This is a genomic window from Citricoccus alkalitolerans, assembly GCF_039528175.1.
In the GTDB taxonomy this organism is placed as follows: domain Bacteria; phylum Actinomycetota; class Actinomycetes; order Actinomycetales; family Micrococcaceae; genus Citricoccus; species Citricoccus alkalitolerans.
The window spans coordinates 727643-742749 of the sequence record NZ_BAAALH010000002.1 but is presented as its reverse complement, the minus strand read 5'-3'; the positions used below and the strand labels follow the sequence as shown (position 1 = coordinate 742749).

14 protein-coding genes and 2 pseudogenes are annotated in these 15107 nt (G+C 68.6%); 7 read left to right on the top strand and 9 right to left on the bottom strand.

Going from position 1 to position 15107, the window contains the following annotated elements; translation table 11 throughout:
* On the bottom strand, nt 1–320 hold a 320-nt coding region (locus tag ABD134_RS09315), incomplete at its 3' end, for an MFS transporter (RefSeq protein WP_344230827.1).
* A gap of 51 nt (nt 321–371) precedes the next feature.
* Nucleotides 372–1748 carry an NAD-dependent succinate-semialdehyde dehydrogenase gene (locus tag ABD134_RS09310; protein WP_344228859.1) on the bottom strand — a complete coding sequence of 459 codons (1377 nt, stop codon included), beginning with the start codon at nt 1746–1748 and terminating at the stop codon, nt 372–374.
* 213 nt (nt 1749–1961) lie between these two features.
* On the opposite strand from ABD134_RS09310, the gene ABD134_RS09305 reads away from it, so the two are divergent.
* Both ABD134_RS09305 and ABD134_RS09300 read left to right on the top strand, forming a co-directional pair.
* A complete protein-coding gene (locus tag ABD134_RS09305) occupies nt 1962–2195 on the top strand; it encodes a hypothetical protein (RefSeq protein ID WP_344228857.1) in 234 nt (77 codons plus the stop codon).
* Nucleotides 2196–2495: 300 nt separating this feature from the next.
* Nucleotides 2496–2929 (top strand): annotated as a pseudogene (locus ABD134_RS09300) (aminoacyl-tRNA deacylase).
* Nucleotides 2930–3102: 173 nt separating this feature from the next.
* On the opposite strand, the gene ABD134_RS09295 reads toward ABD134_RS09300, so the two are convergent.
* Entirely contained in the window at nt 3103–4110 is a 1008-nt protein-coding gene (locus ABD134_RS09295) for an SDR family NAD(P)-dependent oxidoreductase (protein ID WP_344228855.1), read from the bottom strand.
* Between the two features lie 149 nt (nt 4111–4259).
* Between ABD134_RS09295 and ABD134_RS09290 the strand changes: the two genes are divergently transcribed.
* The 4 genes from ABD134_RS09290 to ABD134_RS09275 all read left to right on the top strand — a co-directional run bounded on the left by ABD134_RS09290 (nt 4260) and on the right by ABD134_RS09275 (nt 8951).
* On the top strand, nt 4260–5969 hold the full coding sequence (locus tag ABD134_RS09290) for a carbon starvation CstA family protein (protein WP_344228853.1): 1710 nt from the start codon (nt 4260–4262) through the stop codon (nt 5967–5969).
* Complete coding sequence (locus ABD134_RS09285) at nt 5966–6247, top strand: cory-CC-star protein (RefSeq protein WP_245952296.1); 282 nt, start codon at nt 5966–5968, stop codon at nt 6245–6247. The genes ABD134_RS09290 and ABD134_RS09285 overlap by 4 nt, the downstream gene beginning before the upstream one ends.
* A 49-nt stretch (nt 6248–6296) precedes the next feature.
* The gene (locus tag ABD134_RS09280) at nt 6297–7286 is read left to right on the top strand and encodes an ArsA family ATPase (RefSeq protein ID WP_344228849.1); all 990 of its coding nucleotides are present in this window, start codon (nt 6297–6299) and stop codon (nt 7284–7286) included.
* Between the two features lie 159 nt (nt 7287–7445).
* Nucleotides 7446–8951, top strand: a complete 1506-nt coding sequence (locus tag ABD134_RS09275) for an FAD-dependent oxidoreductase (RefSeq protein WP_344230825.1) — start codon at nt 7446–7448, stop codon at nt 8949–8951.
* Nucleotides 8952–9070: 119 nt separating this feature from the next.
* Here the strand turns inward: ABD134_RS09275 and ABD134_RS09270 are convergent.
* Both ABD134_RS09270 and ABD134_RS09265 read right to left on the bottom strand, forming a co-directional pair.
* A pseudogene (locus tag ABD134_RS09270) lies at nt 9071–9169 on the bottom strand (amidohydrolase family protein); the annotation flags it as partial.
* 238 nt (nt 9170–9407) lie between these two features.
* Nucleotides 9408–9533 carry a hypothetical protein gene (locus ABD134_RS09265; RefSeq protein ID WP_344228847.1) on the bottom strand — a complete coding sequence of 42 codons (126 nt, stop codon included), beginning with the start codon at nt 9531–9533 and terminating at the stop codon, nt 9408–9410.
* A 108-nt stretch (nt 9534–9641) separates the two neighbouring features.
* Here ABD134_RS09265 and ABD134_RS09260 point away from each other — a divergent pair, with 108 nt between their 5' ends.
* Nucleotides 9642–12389, top strand: a complete 2748-nt coding sequence (locus ABD134_RS09260) for a hypothetical protein (RefSeq protein ID WP_344228846.1) — start codon at nt 9642–9644, stop codon at nt 12387–12389.
* A 100-nt stretch (nt 12390–12489) separates the two neighbouring features.
* Here the strand turns inward: ABD134_RS09260 and ABD134_RS09255 are convergent, their stop codons facing one another.
* From ABD134_RS09255 to ABD134_RS09240, 4 genes are all read right to left on the bottom strand, one after another.
* Entirely contained in the window at nt 12490–13191 is a 702-nt protein-coding gene (locus ABD134_RS09255; RefSeq protein WP_344228844.1) for a C40 family peptidase, read from the bottom strand.
* 242 nt (nt 13192–13433) lie between these two features.
* Nucleotides 13434–14426 carry an HAAS signaling domain-containing protein gene (locus tag ABD134_RS09250; protein WP_344228842.1) on the bottom strand — a complete coding sequence of 331 codons (993 nt, stop codon included), beginning with the start codon at nt 14424–14426 and terminating at the stop codon, nt 13434–13436.
* Nucleotides 14423–14770: a PadR family transcriptional regulator gene (locus ABD134_RS09245; protein WP_344228840.1), complete on the bottom strand. Its 348-nt coding sequence runs from the start codon at nt 14768–14770 to the stop codon at nt 14423–14425. The genes ABD134_RS09250 and ABD134_RS09245 overlap by 4 nt, the downstream gene beginning before the upstream one ends.
* An 89-nt stretch (nt 14771–14859) precedes the next feature.
* Nucleotides 14860–15107: dihydrofolate reductase family protein (locus tag ABD134_RS09240; RefSeq protein ID WP_344228838.1), on the bottom strand; the 248-nt coding region annotated here is incomplete at its 5' end.

The window sequence follows — 15107 nt, the reverse complement described above, 5'->3', positions numbered from 1 at the left end:
CCGAAGACGACCAGACCGATCAGGAACATTCGGCGATGCCCGATCCGATCCCCCAGCGTGCCGGTACCCAGCAGGAGGCCCGCCATCATCAAGGAGTAGGCATTGACGATCCAGAGGCCCTCGGACTCCGTGGCCGGGAGCTGTTCGCGCAACCGTGGCAAGGCCGTGTAGAGGATCGAATTGTCCAGCCCGATCATCAGCAGGCCCAAGGAGATCACGACGAGGAACAGCCAGCGCCGGGCCGGCGTGGACTCCTCTGGAGCAGGACCGCCCGAACCGACACCGCTGTGTTCGACACGGTTCGGCTGCTCTTCAATCACCTCATAACTGTACCGACCGGTCGGTCAAGTTATAAAATCACTGCTCCCGGGTCAGGGCTTCGCCGTGCGGCGCAATCGGGTGTTGACGAACTCGCCCATGCCCCAGCGGCCGAGCTCGCGGCCGAAGCCGGAGCGCTTTACGCCGCCGAAGGGCAGCCCGGGGAGGGTGGTGCCGTGCTCGTTGACGTAGGCCATACCCACGGCCAGCTGATCGGCGACCGCCTGGGCCCGGCCGACGTCGCTGCCCCACACCGATCCACTGAGACCGAACCCCACATCGTTGGCCAACTGGACGGCCTCGTCCTCGGAATCGACGCCGTAGACCATGGCCACCGGGCCGAAGATCTCCTCGGAGTAGGCGTCCATCTCCGGGGTGATCCCGGTCAGCACCGCTGGGCGCATGAACGCGCCGTCACCCTTGAGGGCATCACCGCCAGTGTGCAGGGTGGCCCCCTGCTCCACGGCTCGCTGGACCTGCTCCACCACGGTGTCCCGTGCCTTCACCGAGGACAGCGGGCCGACCCGGACCCCCTTTTCCAAGGGGTCGCCGATGGTCGCCTCGGAGAAGACCGAGGTCACGGTGGCCACGAAGTCCTCGAGCTGGGAGTTCAGCACGATCATCCGCTTGGGCGAGTTGCACGCCTGCCCGGCGTTGGAGAGCCGGGCCTTGGCGGCGGTGCGGGCCACCCGATCTACATCAGCATCCTCGAGCATGACGAAGGCGTCCGACCCGCCGAGCTCCAGCACCGCCTTCTTGAGGTTCTTCCCGGCCGTCTCCGCCACCGCGGCTCCGGCCCGCTCGCTGCCCGTCAGGGAGACCCCGTGGACGCGAGGGTCGGCGATCATCGCCGCGATCTGCTCATGCCCGGCGTACACGTTGATGTACGCATCCTCAGGCACTCCGGCCTCATGGAGGATCTCCTCCATGACCTGTGCGGAGGCGGCACAGATCTCTGCATGCTTCAGGATGACCGTGTTGCCCGCCATCAGGTTCGGCGCGGCGAACCGGGCCACCTGATAGTAGGGGTAGTTCCAGGGCATCACGCCCACGAGCGGCCCGATCGGTTCCGTGGTGACCAGGGATTCCTCGGCACCCTGCGGGTCCAGCACCTCCGGCTCCAGAAGGTCCGGACCGCGCTCCGCATACCAGCGGTAGATCTCACCGGCCAGCTCGGCCTCACCGATGGCCTCGCGCAGCGGCTTGCCCATCTCGGTGGCGATGAGCCGGCCCAGCTCCTCCTTGCGGTCCGCGTAGGCGTCGGCCACCCTGGTCAGGATCTCGACACGCTCCTGGACCGCGGTCGAGCGCCAGCCAGGGAAGGCGGCATCCGCGCGGTGCAGCACATCCTCCACCCCCGCGTCGTCCAGGATCGGGAACTCTCGTTCGATCATTCCGGTGGTCGGGTTGGTCGTGGTGTAAGTAGCCATGCCCCCACCCTGTCGGACTGGCGGAGTGCTGCCAACCCATCCCGAGCACCTCCGAGTCAGCCTTCGCGTCTGGCGAATCCGGGCCGGCCCAGTAGGGGCTGCACCGGACCGGCGCCGGGCCGCACGGCCCTGGAGACCTGTACGGCCGGCGCCGGACGCTCCTACGCTGGCAGTACCGCACACCTCACCCCCACTTCTACGAAAGAGGTCGTCATGGCCGTCTGCGACACCTGCGGCAACGACTACGACAAGGCGTTCACCGTCACCATGGGTGAACGGCAGGGCACCTTCGACAGCTTCGAATGCGCCATCCACACCATGGCGCCGGCGTGCGCCCACTGCGGATGCCGCATCCTCGGGCACGGTGCCGAAGCGTCCGGAACCATGTACTGCTGCGCCCACTGCGCCGAACTCTCGGGAGCCACCGGAATCACCGACCGCGCTTGAGCAGGCTCGATCTCCCGCGGTGCGGCCGACTGTGGCGCGGCCGACTGTGGCGCGGCCGACTGCGGCGTGCCGCGGCCGCCTTCCCACTATGCGCCTTCTCACCACTACCCGCATTTGCTTGACACATCAACCATCCGTCCGTCAGGGTGGACCGGTGATCATCGGCCTCTTCACCACGGTGGCGGGAGTCCTAGCGGCCCAAGCCCGACCCGCTACGCTGACGCCGTGAACCTCCAGCACCGCTCTACCGGGCCTGACGCCGATCAGCCTGCAGGTCTGCCGGCCGTCATCGCCTCGGGGATGAGCTACACCCTGACACAGCACGGCCCGGTCTCCTCCCTGGCGGAGGCAGCTGCGGCCCGCGGCGTCGATCCGAGCCGGCTGGTCAAGTCACTGGTGGTGCGCCGCGGCGAGAACGACTTCCTGTTCGTGCTCGTCCCCGGCGGACGCACCATCGCCTGGCCCAAGTTGCGCGCGTTCTTGGGCGTGAACCGCCTGTCCATGCCCTCCGCCTCCGAGGCCTGGAGGTCACCGGGTACCCGCGCGGTTCCATTACGCCCTTCGGCGCGACGACGGCCTGGCCGGTCATCGCCGACGTCGCCCTCTCGGGGGTGCAGGTCTCGATCGGCGCGGGAGCCCCGGGTGCGGCCGTGACCGTCGATGCCGACCGGTTGGTCCAGGCCCTCTCCGCGACGGTGGCAGACGTGACCGACCCGGAGCAACCGGAACCGTGAGGTATCCGCGCTGACTCATCGCGGCATCCCGGCATCCCGGCATCCAACCTGCCGATCGCCCCACCGTCCGTCATGCGACGGTTCCGGCGTGTTGTTGCCTTCACGGGCACGACGCACCGGCTGTTCGCATGACCAGCGTGGGTGTCCGGGCGCCGGAAGCGCCCCTGGTGCGGTCAGACGGCTGACCAGCCGCCATCGGAGGTGAGGACGGCGCCGTTGATGTTGGCGCTGTCGGCCGAGAGCAGGAAGGTGATGGCCGCGGCCAGCTGGTCCGCGGTGCCGAGCCCGGGGATGTTCCCGCGGGCCTCCGTCAGCTTCGAGTTGCCGAACTCGGCGATCTTCGCCTGCATCGGGATGCCGGTAGCCACCCCGCCTGGCGCCACTGCGTTGGTGCGAATGCCTTCCTTGGCATACATGAAGGCCATGGACTTGGTGATGCCGACAACGGCGTGCTTCGAGGCCGTGTAGGCGACCCCGGAGGCTGAGCCGCGCAACCCCGCCTCGGAGGTGACGTGGACGATGGATCCCCGCCCCGCCTCGAGCATCCGTTCGGTGACCGCCCGGGTCAAGCGGACCAGGCCGTCCACGTTGACGGCGAAGACCTTGGCCCACATCTCGTCACTGACCTCGTGGATGGCGGAGAAGTCGTCATTGATGCCCGCCACGTTGGCCAACGCGTCAATCGAGTCGCCCGCAGCGGTCAGCACCGCGTCCACCGACTCGGACCGGGTCAGGTCCGCTGTGACGGTCACCAGCCGGTCCGTGGCGGCCATGCGGGAGAACTCCCCCAACCGCTCCTCCGAGATGTCGGCGGCGATGACGCGGCCGCCCTCCCGCAGGATCCGCTCGGCCGTCGCTCGGCCGATGCCGCTGGCCGCCCCGGTGACGACGACGGTCTGGCCGGCGAAGCGGTCCGACCCGGGACCCGGCGCGCCGGCCTCACCACTGTCCGGCATGACGCCGCCATTGGCCTGGAGCACCATGGCATCCACGGACTCCTGCGTCAGCTGGCCCTGGCTCAGGGCCACCAACTGCTGCAACGGCAGGGTCAGTGCTGGCCCCAGGGCGGCCGGGTCGGACCCCGACTGCTTCAGGAGCTCGCGCAGCACGGGCCCGCCGGCCGGGTGGTCCAACCACTGTTGGATGGTTTCCCGGGCGGTGATCGGCGTGGAATCGTTCATGAGGTGCCTTTCTGACGTTGCTGAGGAGATGGAGGGGGTTACTGGTCTCGTCCGACATGGCCCGGACGGTTCCGTCCAGATGGGTCCTGGTGGCAAGATGTGCGGCAACGCACCATGTCACGCGCACCGACACCGCAGATGAGGTCACTATGAATTCGCTTGTGCTTGCCGTAGTCGGGATCGCCATGATCCTGCTCGGCTACTTCCTCTATTCAAAGTACCTCTCCAAGAAGGTGTACCGGTTGGACCCGGAGTACACCACCCCCGCGCACCGTTTCGAGGACGGGGTGGACTACGTCCCCACCAACAAGTTCGTGCTCTGGGGCCACCACTTCACCTCGGTCGCCGGTGCCGCTCCCATCGTCGGACCCGCCGTAGCCGTGATCTGGGGCTGGGCCCCCGCCTTCCTGTGGGTCACCCTGGGGACGATCTTCTTCGCGGGCATGCACGACCTCGGGGCGATGTGGGCGTCAAACCGGAACAAGGCGCGGTCCGTGGGGACCCTCTCCGGCCGGTACATCGGCCGCCATGGACGCAACCTGTTCCTGATCGTCATCTTCCTGCTGCTCCTCATGGTCAACGCGGCCTTCGCCGTGGTGATCTCCAACCTGCTGGTCTCCACCCCCACCGCGGTGATCCCCACCTGGGGGGCGATCGTGGTGGCACTGCTGATCGGCCAGGCGATCTACCGGCTGAAGTGGAGCCTGCCCATCGTCTCGGTCGTGGGCCTGGTGGCCCTCTACGGCCTCATATTCTTGGGGGACATGTTCCCCGTCATGCTGCCGGAGACCATCCTCGGCATGAGCGCCAACGCCTTCTGGATCGTGGTGCTGTTCCTCTACGCCGGGGTGGCCTCCCTGCTGCCGGTGTGGATGCTGCTGCAGCCGCGCGACTACATCAACGGCCTGCAGCTGTTCATCGGGCTCGGAATCCTCTACCTGGCCATCGCCATCTCCTCTCCCACCCTGGTGGCCCCGGCCATCAACCACAACGTCCCGGAGGGGACCCCGGGGATCTTCCCGCTGCTGTTCGTGACCATCGCCTGCGGCGCGATCTCCGGGTTCCATGGGATCGTCGCCTCCGGTACCAGCGCCAAACAGTTGGACAAGGAGACCGACGCCCGCTTCGTCGGCTATTTCGGAGCCGTCGGCGAGGGGCTGCTCGCCCTGGGAACCATCATCGCCACCACCGCCGGGTTCCAGACCCTGGCGCAGTGGGAAGAGGTCTACGCGGCCTTCAACGACGGCGGCGTGGAGGCCTTCGTGAATGCAGGCGGCGGCATCCTCAATGCCGGGTTGGGCATCCCCACGTCACTGTCCGCCACGATCCTGGCCACCATGGCGGTGCTCTTCGCGGCCACGACCATGGACACCGGCGTGCGTCTGCAGCGGTTCGTGGTCACGGAGATCGGTGAGATCATGGGCGTCAAGCTCAACATCTGGGTCGCCACCCTGGTCGTGCTGGCCGTCACCATGGGCCTGTCCTTCGGGGCCGGCGCGGACGGTTCGGGCGGAATGGTGATCTGGCCGCTGTTCGGCACCACCAACCAGTTGCTGGCCGCCCTCACACTGTCCATCATCGCGGTCATGCTCATCCAGTTGCGGCGCCCGGTATGGCCGGTGCTCATCCCGCTGATCTTCGTGGCGATCGTCAGTGTGTACGCGCTGATCATCCAGCTCGGCACGTTCTTCAGCACGCAGAACTGGCTGCTGCTCGTGTTGGACGTGATCATCCTGATCTGCGCCCTGTGGGTCATCGTCGAGGCCGTGGCAGCGATGAACCGCGCGCGCCGCGATCCGCCAGTGGAGCTCACCGAGGCTGAGGACGACGAGTTGGACCCCTCCGTCTCGAAACTGTGACCGAGACCGGGGTGCCGGGCTGGCGCCGCCGACTGGCCGGCGTCGGGCGCGGCCTGCAGGACTACTATGCGGGCCCCTACCGGTCGACGTTCGCACGGGCCCGGCGGGACGAGGAGGACCTGTTCATGATGATGGTCTTCTCGGACGCGCTGGGCGTGCCGAACCCGGCCTCCTACTACACGGTCGAGCTGCTTCCGGTGGTGTACGAGCGCTTCCACGAGTGGCACCGCCGGATGGGTATGGAGCGGTCCCCTCTCGATTCACTCTCCTGTTGCTGACCCGGGACCGAGGCCGGCGGCGCCGACCGCCGAACAGGAATGGAGCGGGATGATGACGCTGACAGAGATCCTCCGCGGCCGCCGGGTGGTGTTCTTCGGGGGCAAGGGCGGCGTCGGCAAGACCACCCTGTCCTCGGCCACCGCACTCGCCCTGGCCCGGGCCGGTCAGCGGGTCCTGGTGGTCTCCACCGATCCCGCGCACAATCTCGGCCACCTCTGGGAGCGGCCCGTCGGAGACTCCGAGGTAACGCTGTGGACGGGCGAGGGGACCGAACTGGTGAGTGGCACGGAGCTGGACCCCGACCGCGTGGCACATGAGCACTTGGCGGCGGTGGGTCGAACGGTGAAGGGTCTGATGCCGGAACACCTGCACCGGGAAGTGGATCGTTACTTCGAGCTTGCACGGCAGTCGCCGGGCACCCAGGAGGCAGCCCTGCTGGAGAAGATGTCGACCACGGTGTTGGAGGCGTCGGAGCGGTTCGACGTGGTGGTCCTGGACACCGCGCCCACGGGACACACCGCCCGACTACTGGAATTGCCCACACTCATGTCCGCCTGGACGGACGGGCTGCTGAGCCGAAGGAAGAAGGCCGAGCGTTTCTCGGACGCCCTGAAGGGCCTGGACGGCCCCCGTCGCCGCGGCCGCGAACGCAGTGCCCAGGAGGTGCGCGAGGGAGAGATCCGCAAGGTGCTGGAGCGGCGTCAACGGCTCTTCGGGGACATGCGGCACCTGCTGGCCGATGCCGCCACCACGGCCTTCGTCATGGTGCTGACCGCCGAACGCATGCCCGTGCAGGAGACGCTCGCCCTCCACGGCCAACTGAGGGCCACAGGCGTGGACCCGGCCGCACTGGTGGTGAACCGGCGCTCCCCCCAGGATGCCGACGAGTTCATGGCACGCCGGCGCGAGGCCGAGAGTGGCCACCTGCAGGTGCTCGCGGAGGGACTGCAGGACGTCCCCATGGTGGAGCTGCCCCTGCTCTCCGGAGAGGTCACCGGGCTCGAGGCCATCGGACGGTTCGCAGACCTGCTCGTATAAGCCGGCCGGCCGGGTGGTGGAGTGTGGCACCACGGCCGCAGCACGGTGGCCCTCGCCAAGTCCGGCGTGACACGGCATGCTGGCAGCGTGGCGTCTGTCCGCGACTACCCGGACTCGTCGCCGTGGCGTACCGAGCATCGGAGAAGAGAGGCGACCACCGTGCATTCACTATGGCTGGACACCCACCCCGTCCCCGCCGGCGGGACCGAACAGTTCGTCCCGGGGACCGACTATGACACGGTGGTGGCCGGTGCCGGCCTGACCGGTCTGACCACGGCGGTGCTCTTGGCCCGTGCGGGCCAGCGGGTCGCCGTGCTGGAGGCCCGCTCCGTCGGCGCGGCAACCACCGGCAACACCACGGCCAAGCTGTCCCTGTTGCAGGGCACCACCCTGTCCCAGATCAGCCGGCACCAGTCGGACCAGGTCCTGCGTGCCTACGTGGAGGGCAACCTCGAAGGCCAGTCGTGGTTGCTGCGGTACCTCGAGGAGCGCGGCGTCCCGTTTCAGAGACGCCGGGCCTACACCTACGCCATCAGCCCCCAGGGCACCGAGGCCCTGCGGCGCGAACAGCGGGCCGCCGAGACCGCCGGCCTGTCCGTCACGTGGACGGACGAGACCGAGCTGCCGTTCCCCGTGACCGGCGCGATCGTCCTCGAGGACCAAGCCCAGATCCATCCGATGGAGGTCCTGGACGCCCTGGCCACCGAGCTCCGCGAGCACGGCGGGGCCCTGATCCAGGGTGTCCGCGTCACCGGGGCGGGGATCGGGTCACCGCTCACCGTGGAGACCACCCACGGTCAGGTGCAAGCCGACCACCTGGTACTGGCCACCGGCGCCCCCATCCTGGACCGCGGCGGCTACTTCGCCAAGCTCCGGCCCCACCGCTCCTACGCCCAGGCCTATCGGGTCCCGGCGTCGCCGGCAGGACTGCCGCAGGGGATGTACCTCAGTGCCGATGCGCCCTCCCGTTCCCTGCGCACCGCGCCGCTCGGCGACGAGGAGCTGCTGCTGGTCGGCGGCAATGGTCACGTGGTCGGCCGGCAGGACTCGCCGCAGGCCGCGGTGGACGAACTCGAGGCCTGGACTGCGGAGCACTTCCCCGGCGCCCAACGCACCCACGCCTGGTCCGCCCAGGACTACCGCTCGGCCAACCTCATCCCCTTCATCGGCACGCTGCCGCGCGGAGGGGGCAGTATCTACCTGGCCACCGGCTACAACAAGTGGGGCATGACCAACGCCGTGGCCGCGTCGCTGGCCATCACCGCCGAGATGCTCGGCGGCCAGATTCCCTGGGCCGCGACCCTCGGCCGGCGCCTCACCACCCCCTCCGACCTGCTGACCGGGCTGAAGGACGGCGCCGCCGTCGGAAAAGAGTTCGCCAGTGGCTGGGCCTCGGCCGAACTACGCGCACTGCCGGACGAGCCCCCGGCCGAGGGCGTGGGAATCGTCGGCCGGCGTGGCGCCGCCCCCGTGGGCGCTTCCACCGTGGACGGCATCACCAGGACAGTCTCGGCGGTGTGCCCCCACATGGGCGGCGTCCTGCGATGGAACGATGCGGAATGCTCCTGGGACTGCCCGCTGCACGGCTCTCGGTTCGGTGCCGACGGGGCCTTGCTGGAGGGGCCGGCCGTCCGGGACCTGCCCACCGCCCCCCGCTCGGAGTGACGAGCCGCACCACAAGAGCCACGGGTCATAGACCGGCCGGCTCCCCGGTGCGGTCCGTTGCCACGGTGGATGACCACCGGGGTCCCGGCCTGCTCCAGAAGTGCCCAAGCCTCCGTGAGGGCGGGGTCCAGGGGAGAGAACCCGCCGACCCGGACATGCACCTTGACGGCCCGGGCACCGGCTTCCAGGGCGTCCGCGACCTGCTGTCCCGCTGACATGCCGTCCGGCTCCAGGTAGAAGGTGGTCGAGTGGATGGAGCGCGGATGGGACGCCGCGAAAAAAGGCGGTGGAGAACTCGTTGAGCCGGGAGGCCATGCCCGGCCGGTGCGCATAATTGAGGGTGGTGTAGGCGGTGACGCCCAGCGCATCCAGGCGGCGGACGCGCTCGTCGGCCCCCACGCGGTAGGCAATCGGCCACGGCAGCCCGCCGTTCTCGCCCTGCCGGTCGAAGAAGTCTTAGACCTTCTCCTCGACGGCGTCCGGCATGAAGTGCACGTGCAGGTCCACCAGGCCCGGCAGTCCAAGCGACTGCAGGCAGGGACGGACGTCCTCGTCCGTGCGGGGCGCCGGGGCGTGGGTCACGGAGGGCTCCTCGGGGCGGGAATGAGTCAGTGACACGGGCACTCACCTGCTGGCAGCCTACGGGTCGGTCACGGTCTCGTGACTGCCCGAGCCCATAGAATGGCGCCCGTGCCCGGCTCCTCGCAGCGACCCCCCGGCCGCCCGCTGCGCCGGCGGCCCCCTTTGCGTTTCCCCTTTCTGGCCGTGTCCCTGGCCGGAGTGTCCGTGGCGCTCGGTGCCATCGGCCTCCAGCAGGTCACGGCCCAGCCCACGGAACCCATCACCTTCGTGGTGGACGAGGGGCTGCCCCGTGGCATCACCCAGGAATCGGTGGAGGCCGCCGCCGAGGGGATCGCGCTGGGCCACGAGCCCTTCACCCTGCACGTGGTCGAGCGCGAACTGGAGTGGGACGAGTACAGCAACGGCGAGACCGGTGATGCGGACATCATGCTCTCCATCGGGGATGACCCCGAGGATCCGGACCTCTCGCTGCATGACGCCACCCGCGTGGCCTTCGCGGGGGAGGACTACGGCGACGACTACTCGACCGCCGCCACCATCCGTGAGACCTTCGTCAACAACCGGACACTGGGCCACGGACCCCACGCGATCATCGGTGCTGCCCTGACGGCTGCAGACCTGCAGTTCGACCCGGGCATCCGTACCCCGCTGCTGTGGGCTCCCCTGGCCGCGTTGCCGATGTTCATCGCCATCCTGGTCATGTACCGCTGGATCGGCCGGCGCCGTGACGAGCGCGCGAGGTACCGGACCTTCGGTGAGGCCCAACTGCGGCTGGCCCGGGCCGTCCTCGAGCTGGAGACCCTGCAGTTGCGGGTGGAGCTGGCCGGAGTCCAGCGGGATCGGCCCCGGCACGCGGGGCTGCAGAACGACTGGAAGCGGATCCGCAGGCTCACCCGTGATCTGGCCCGCACGGAGCAGTCCCTGATGGCGGACCTCGATCGCGCCTCCCCGCCGCTGCAGGCTCGGACCGCCGAGCAACTCGAAGTCGATCTCCGGCAATTCTCGGCAGACACCCTGGACCTGCAACGCCGGGCCGACGTGCTGGCCCAGGCCACCGAGGTCCGCTCCGGCCATGCCGGGTCCCGGTCCGTCCTGGACCGGCTTGCCCTGCCCCTGCTCCAGTCCATCGACGAGGTCCTCGCGCACCATGACCGCTACCCGGCCGAGGCGCGCGCCCTGGAGGCACACCGAGCGCGCCTGTTGGCCATCGCCCAGGAGGTCGCGGCCGGCATCGGGACCGGCCCGTCCCCAGACCGAGCGCACGACGACGGCGCGCCCCCGGGTGCCCCCGGCGCCTCTCCTGCGGGCCAGGGCGCGGATGAACAAGCGGCGGGGCTGGTCTCCCGGCACGGCGAGCTCCTGCAACGGTGGAACGCCGCGGAACAGGACATCCGCGCCACGGCCCTCCGGATGTCCCGGCACGTGACCTCACCGAAGACCTTCTCCAACGCCACTCACGTGCGGACCATGAATGAGGCAGTGGACGAACGCGCGCGTGCCCGTGTCTCCGCCGCCACGGCCGGGGCCACCGACTCCTTCACCAGCCTGCGCTCCGCCCTGGGCCTGGGTCACGGCGCCGACCTCGGCCCCCTGCAGGCCACCGAGCGGGTGCTGGAGCTGATCGATCGCCAAACGGGGCATGGCCAGTCAACGGCGCCCCCACCGGCATCCAAAGCCGCGCCCGGGGTCCCTTACGGTCTGCTCCTGGGGGTATTTCCGCTGTTGGTCTCCCTCGGGGCCGGATTCATGGCCTCCTCCCAGATCGAGGACAGTCACATCCAGTACGGTCGGACCCTCACCGGAGACCGCCCCCTGGCCGGGCTGCAGGTCTACGGCGACCCGGCGGCGTTGGCCGGGCCGGTGGAGCCCCGGGAGACCGATCCGCAGACTCAGGCGGACAGTCTGGACCTGGACTACATCCGCGAGCGGATGGCATGGTCCCTTGAATACAGCGACGACGGCGCGCTGCTGCCGGCCGACGTCGAGGTCACCGTGGCCCTCCTCCCGTCAGAGCGGTACATCGACTATGCACCGGACGCGGAATATGACCATCGCATGGCCATCGACTACTGGGACCTGCTGGAAGCGCAGGACCAGGTGAAGCAGGACGTGGCCGTGGAGTTCCCGGAGGTGCTGGATGCACGGACGGGTGACGTGGCCCTGGGCCAGGCCATCCTGCCCGTGTGGATCCTCGAAGACGGCACGTACGCGTTCGACAATTTCCTCACCGGAGAGTTCAGCGTGGGCGTCAGCAGCAGGCTGGGCGCCTACGCCTTCACCGGGACCGAACCCACGGTGCACGGCACCGGAGACATGGCCGATGTGTCCATCGGCTGGTGGATCGCCTACGAGCTGGAGGACCTGGGACGGGCCATGGAGTACAACCGCCTGACCGTGGACCAAGTGAGTCCGGCAGCCGTGTTCTGGGCAGTCTTCCTCAGCGCGTGGACCGGGATCCTGACCATCATCATGCTCAGCCTGGCCGGGGTCGAGGCTGGCCGGCGCCGGATGGGCACCGCCGCCGTCCGCCGCCAACTGGCCGGGCTGCGGACCGACCTCGAGCAGCTGGCCCTTGGCCTGGACCTCTCGCGGTTGGATATGGTCGCGGTGCTGGGCCTGGACTCGGCGACCGGCGGACGCGCCGAACAGGCCGGTCAACGGCTCTACGAGTCCGCGCTGGTCACCGCCTGGCGCGAGGTGGACGCCCTGGAGCGGTTGCCGCGCCGGGAGCAGCGCGGTGAGGCGTGGGAGGCCCGCGTCCGCCACGCGCGGCGCTTGGTGACGACCCTGGCCACCCAGCAGGCTGATGTGGCGCGCCGAGCCGACGAGCTGCTGCGCAGTCAGCGGTTCGGTTGACCGCCGTGCGGGCAATAGGTCGGTACAACCACACCAATCGTGCCGGGCCACCATGATAATCATGGTGGCCCGGCACGATGAGAGTGGCTACGGAACCGGATCAGTACCGGGCGGCGGTGCCCATCATGTTCGTGGGGCTGTAGTCCACGTCGGTGACGGAGACACCCTCGGTGTAATTGCGGGCGTGAGCGATCTTTCCATCACCCACATACATGGCCACGTGGTAGACGCCGGAGGCCGATCCGTTGTTGGACCAGAACACCAGGTCACCGACCTGCAGCTCGTCCAACCCCACATACTGGCTGGCCCCGGAGTACTGCGCGCCGGAGGTCCGCGGGATGTCCACGCCGGACTGGGCGAAGGCGCTCTGGGTGAATCCGGAGCAGTCGTAGGCGGACGGCCCGTTGCCACCGTAGGAGTAGCCCACAGAGGAGTCATTGGCGGTGGACACAGCCCAGTCCGCCGCCGCCCCGAAGGAGCCGGACGAGGAGGAGTAGGAGGCCAGCTGGTAGGTGGCGCCCTCGCTCGAGGATCCGGCCGAGGCGCTGGAGTAGTCCGAGGCAGATCCGGACGATGAGTAGGTGGAGGAGGTCGAGCCGGTCGACTCACCCTGGTAGCTCCAGTCCTGATAGGACGATGCCTGCTGCGAGCCATCGTTGGCGGAGGCGGGGGCCACCCCAGCCAGCAGGGCGCCGGCAGCGGTGGTCACGCCGAGGGCGCCGACGGTCAGGGAACGGCGGCGACGGGACCGGCGGGCCTGCAGCTCGGCGGCGAGGCGATCACGGCGGGTGGGGTAGTTCATGGATTCATACCTTGTTTGACGACGGTGTACACACGGCGGTCCCCGAATCCGGACAGCACCCACCTCCGTGGCCTTCACAGACTGGAGTGGGGCGCCGTCCGGCATCCGCTGGGGTTATCGGACCGTTACTTAAAGGTACAGGTTCGTTATTAAACCGCAACCTTACGGCAGGCTGAACGGCCCCTGGCCGCCATCTGGGTCAAATCAGCCCGCAGAAACACCGCACTCAACTCACACCGTTATCAGGCCGTGACCAGGCGTTCCGGCATGCCCACGGTCCGCCAATACTTCACGCAGACATACAGGTCCCAGAGGACGACTACCCAGACGACCACCAGATAGAGCACGTCCACCCAGTCCGTGGCACCGGAGGTCTGGAGGATGCCGGAGTTGATTGCGGGGTCAATGACCTGCTGCGTCAGGACCAGCACGGTGAAGAACACGCCGGCCACCACATCCAGCGCAGCCCTGGCCGCCAGTCGAGGCCGTGTGGTGCGGCCGCGGGCGATCGTCCAGATGCCCAGCATCGCCTCCACGGCGAGGAGGACGTAGTAGGCCGGGAGCCAGAAGTTCCACAGGTCCTGGTTGACGAACGGTCCGCCGGCGTTCAAGTGGCCCACGTAGAGGAACGAGGTCGGAATCAGCGGCACCAGTGCCAGGAGCACCACCATGACCAGGCCGCCGATGGCCTCGGAGCGAGCCTCCCGTGCATGGGCCATCTCGATCCCCAGATCGTCGACGCTCCACTGCCGGGCCCCGTCCCGCGCAACGGCGGTCTTGTCCCGCGGCTGGGCGACGCGTTCGAAGACCCAGAAGAACAGGGTCACGGAACCCAGGATCCAGAACAGCGCGCTGATCAGCGGCCCCACGATCTGCCCGATCATGGCCCCGATATTGGCCTCGGCCTCCGTGGCGGAATACACCACGATGTTGACGATCAGGGAGACCAACAGGACCACCGGCACCAGCCACTGCAACGCGCGCACGTAGACGGGATACAACTCCGGGCCGATCAGGTAGTTCGGCGCGTTGCGGTACCGTGCGGCCAGCCGGGCCGGGTCACCGAGTTCCTCGAGGGCATCCCTTTCCGCAGCAGCCTCACCGGCACCGTTGGCGAGCCGCTCCTCCTGCATGTCCGAGATCAGGGCGGCCAGCTCACGGGAGATGTCCTCGCGCTGCCCTTCGGGTACATGCGCGACGACCCGGTCAATGTAGCGACGCGTCAAAGCGGTCATCGGGGTGATTCCTTCCAGAGGGTGGCCAGGCTGGCCGTCAGTCGTTTCCATTCATCCCGGAGCTCGTCCGCCATCCCGGCTCCGTCCTCGGTGAGGCTGTAGTACTTCCGTGGACGGGGCTCCTCCGTGTTCCACTGCGCCTTTAGGAGACCTTGGCCTTCCAGCCGGCGCAGCAGCGGGTAGAGCGTGTTGGCCTCCGCGTCCAGCCCGGCGGACGCGAGGTACTCCAGCAGGGCGTACCCGTAGCGAGGAGTTCGGCAGGCCAGCAGGCAGGCGACCACGAGGGTGCCGCGCCGCAGTTCCTGCCGGTGGGTGGCGAGGGCGGAAGCCAGTTCGTCGTTCACGTCTCACACGTTACTGTGTGACACACACTATTACAACAGAGCAGAGTATTTTCGGTACTTGCCGTGACCAACCGGGCCCGCGGGCTACCTCAGGAGGGCAGCATGGCCGTCGGACTCTTGCTCTGCTCGGTCGGGGTGACGTCATAGACGAGCCGGGCCCACTCCCCGACCTTCTCGGCGGACCTCAGCCGCAGCCGGTCCCAGAACACGTCGCCGGAGAACAGCGGTTTCCCGCGGGCCAGCGTCACCGGCGCCAGGGTGATGGCGATCCGGTCCAGCGCGCCAGCGGCAAGGAACTGGGCGGCCAGCCCCCCACCGCCCATCATCCAGATGTCGC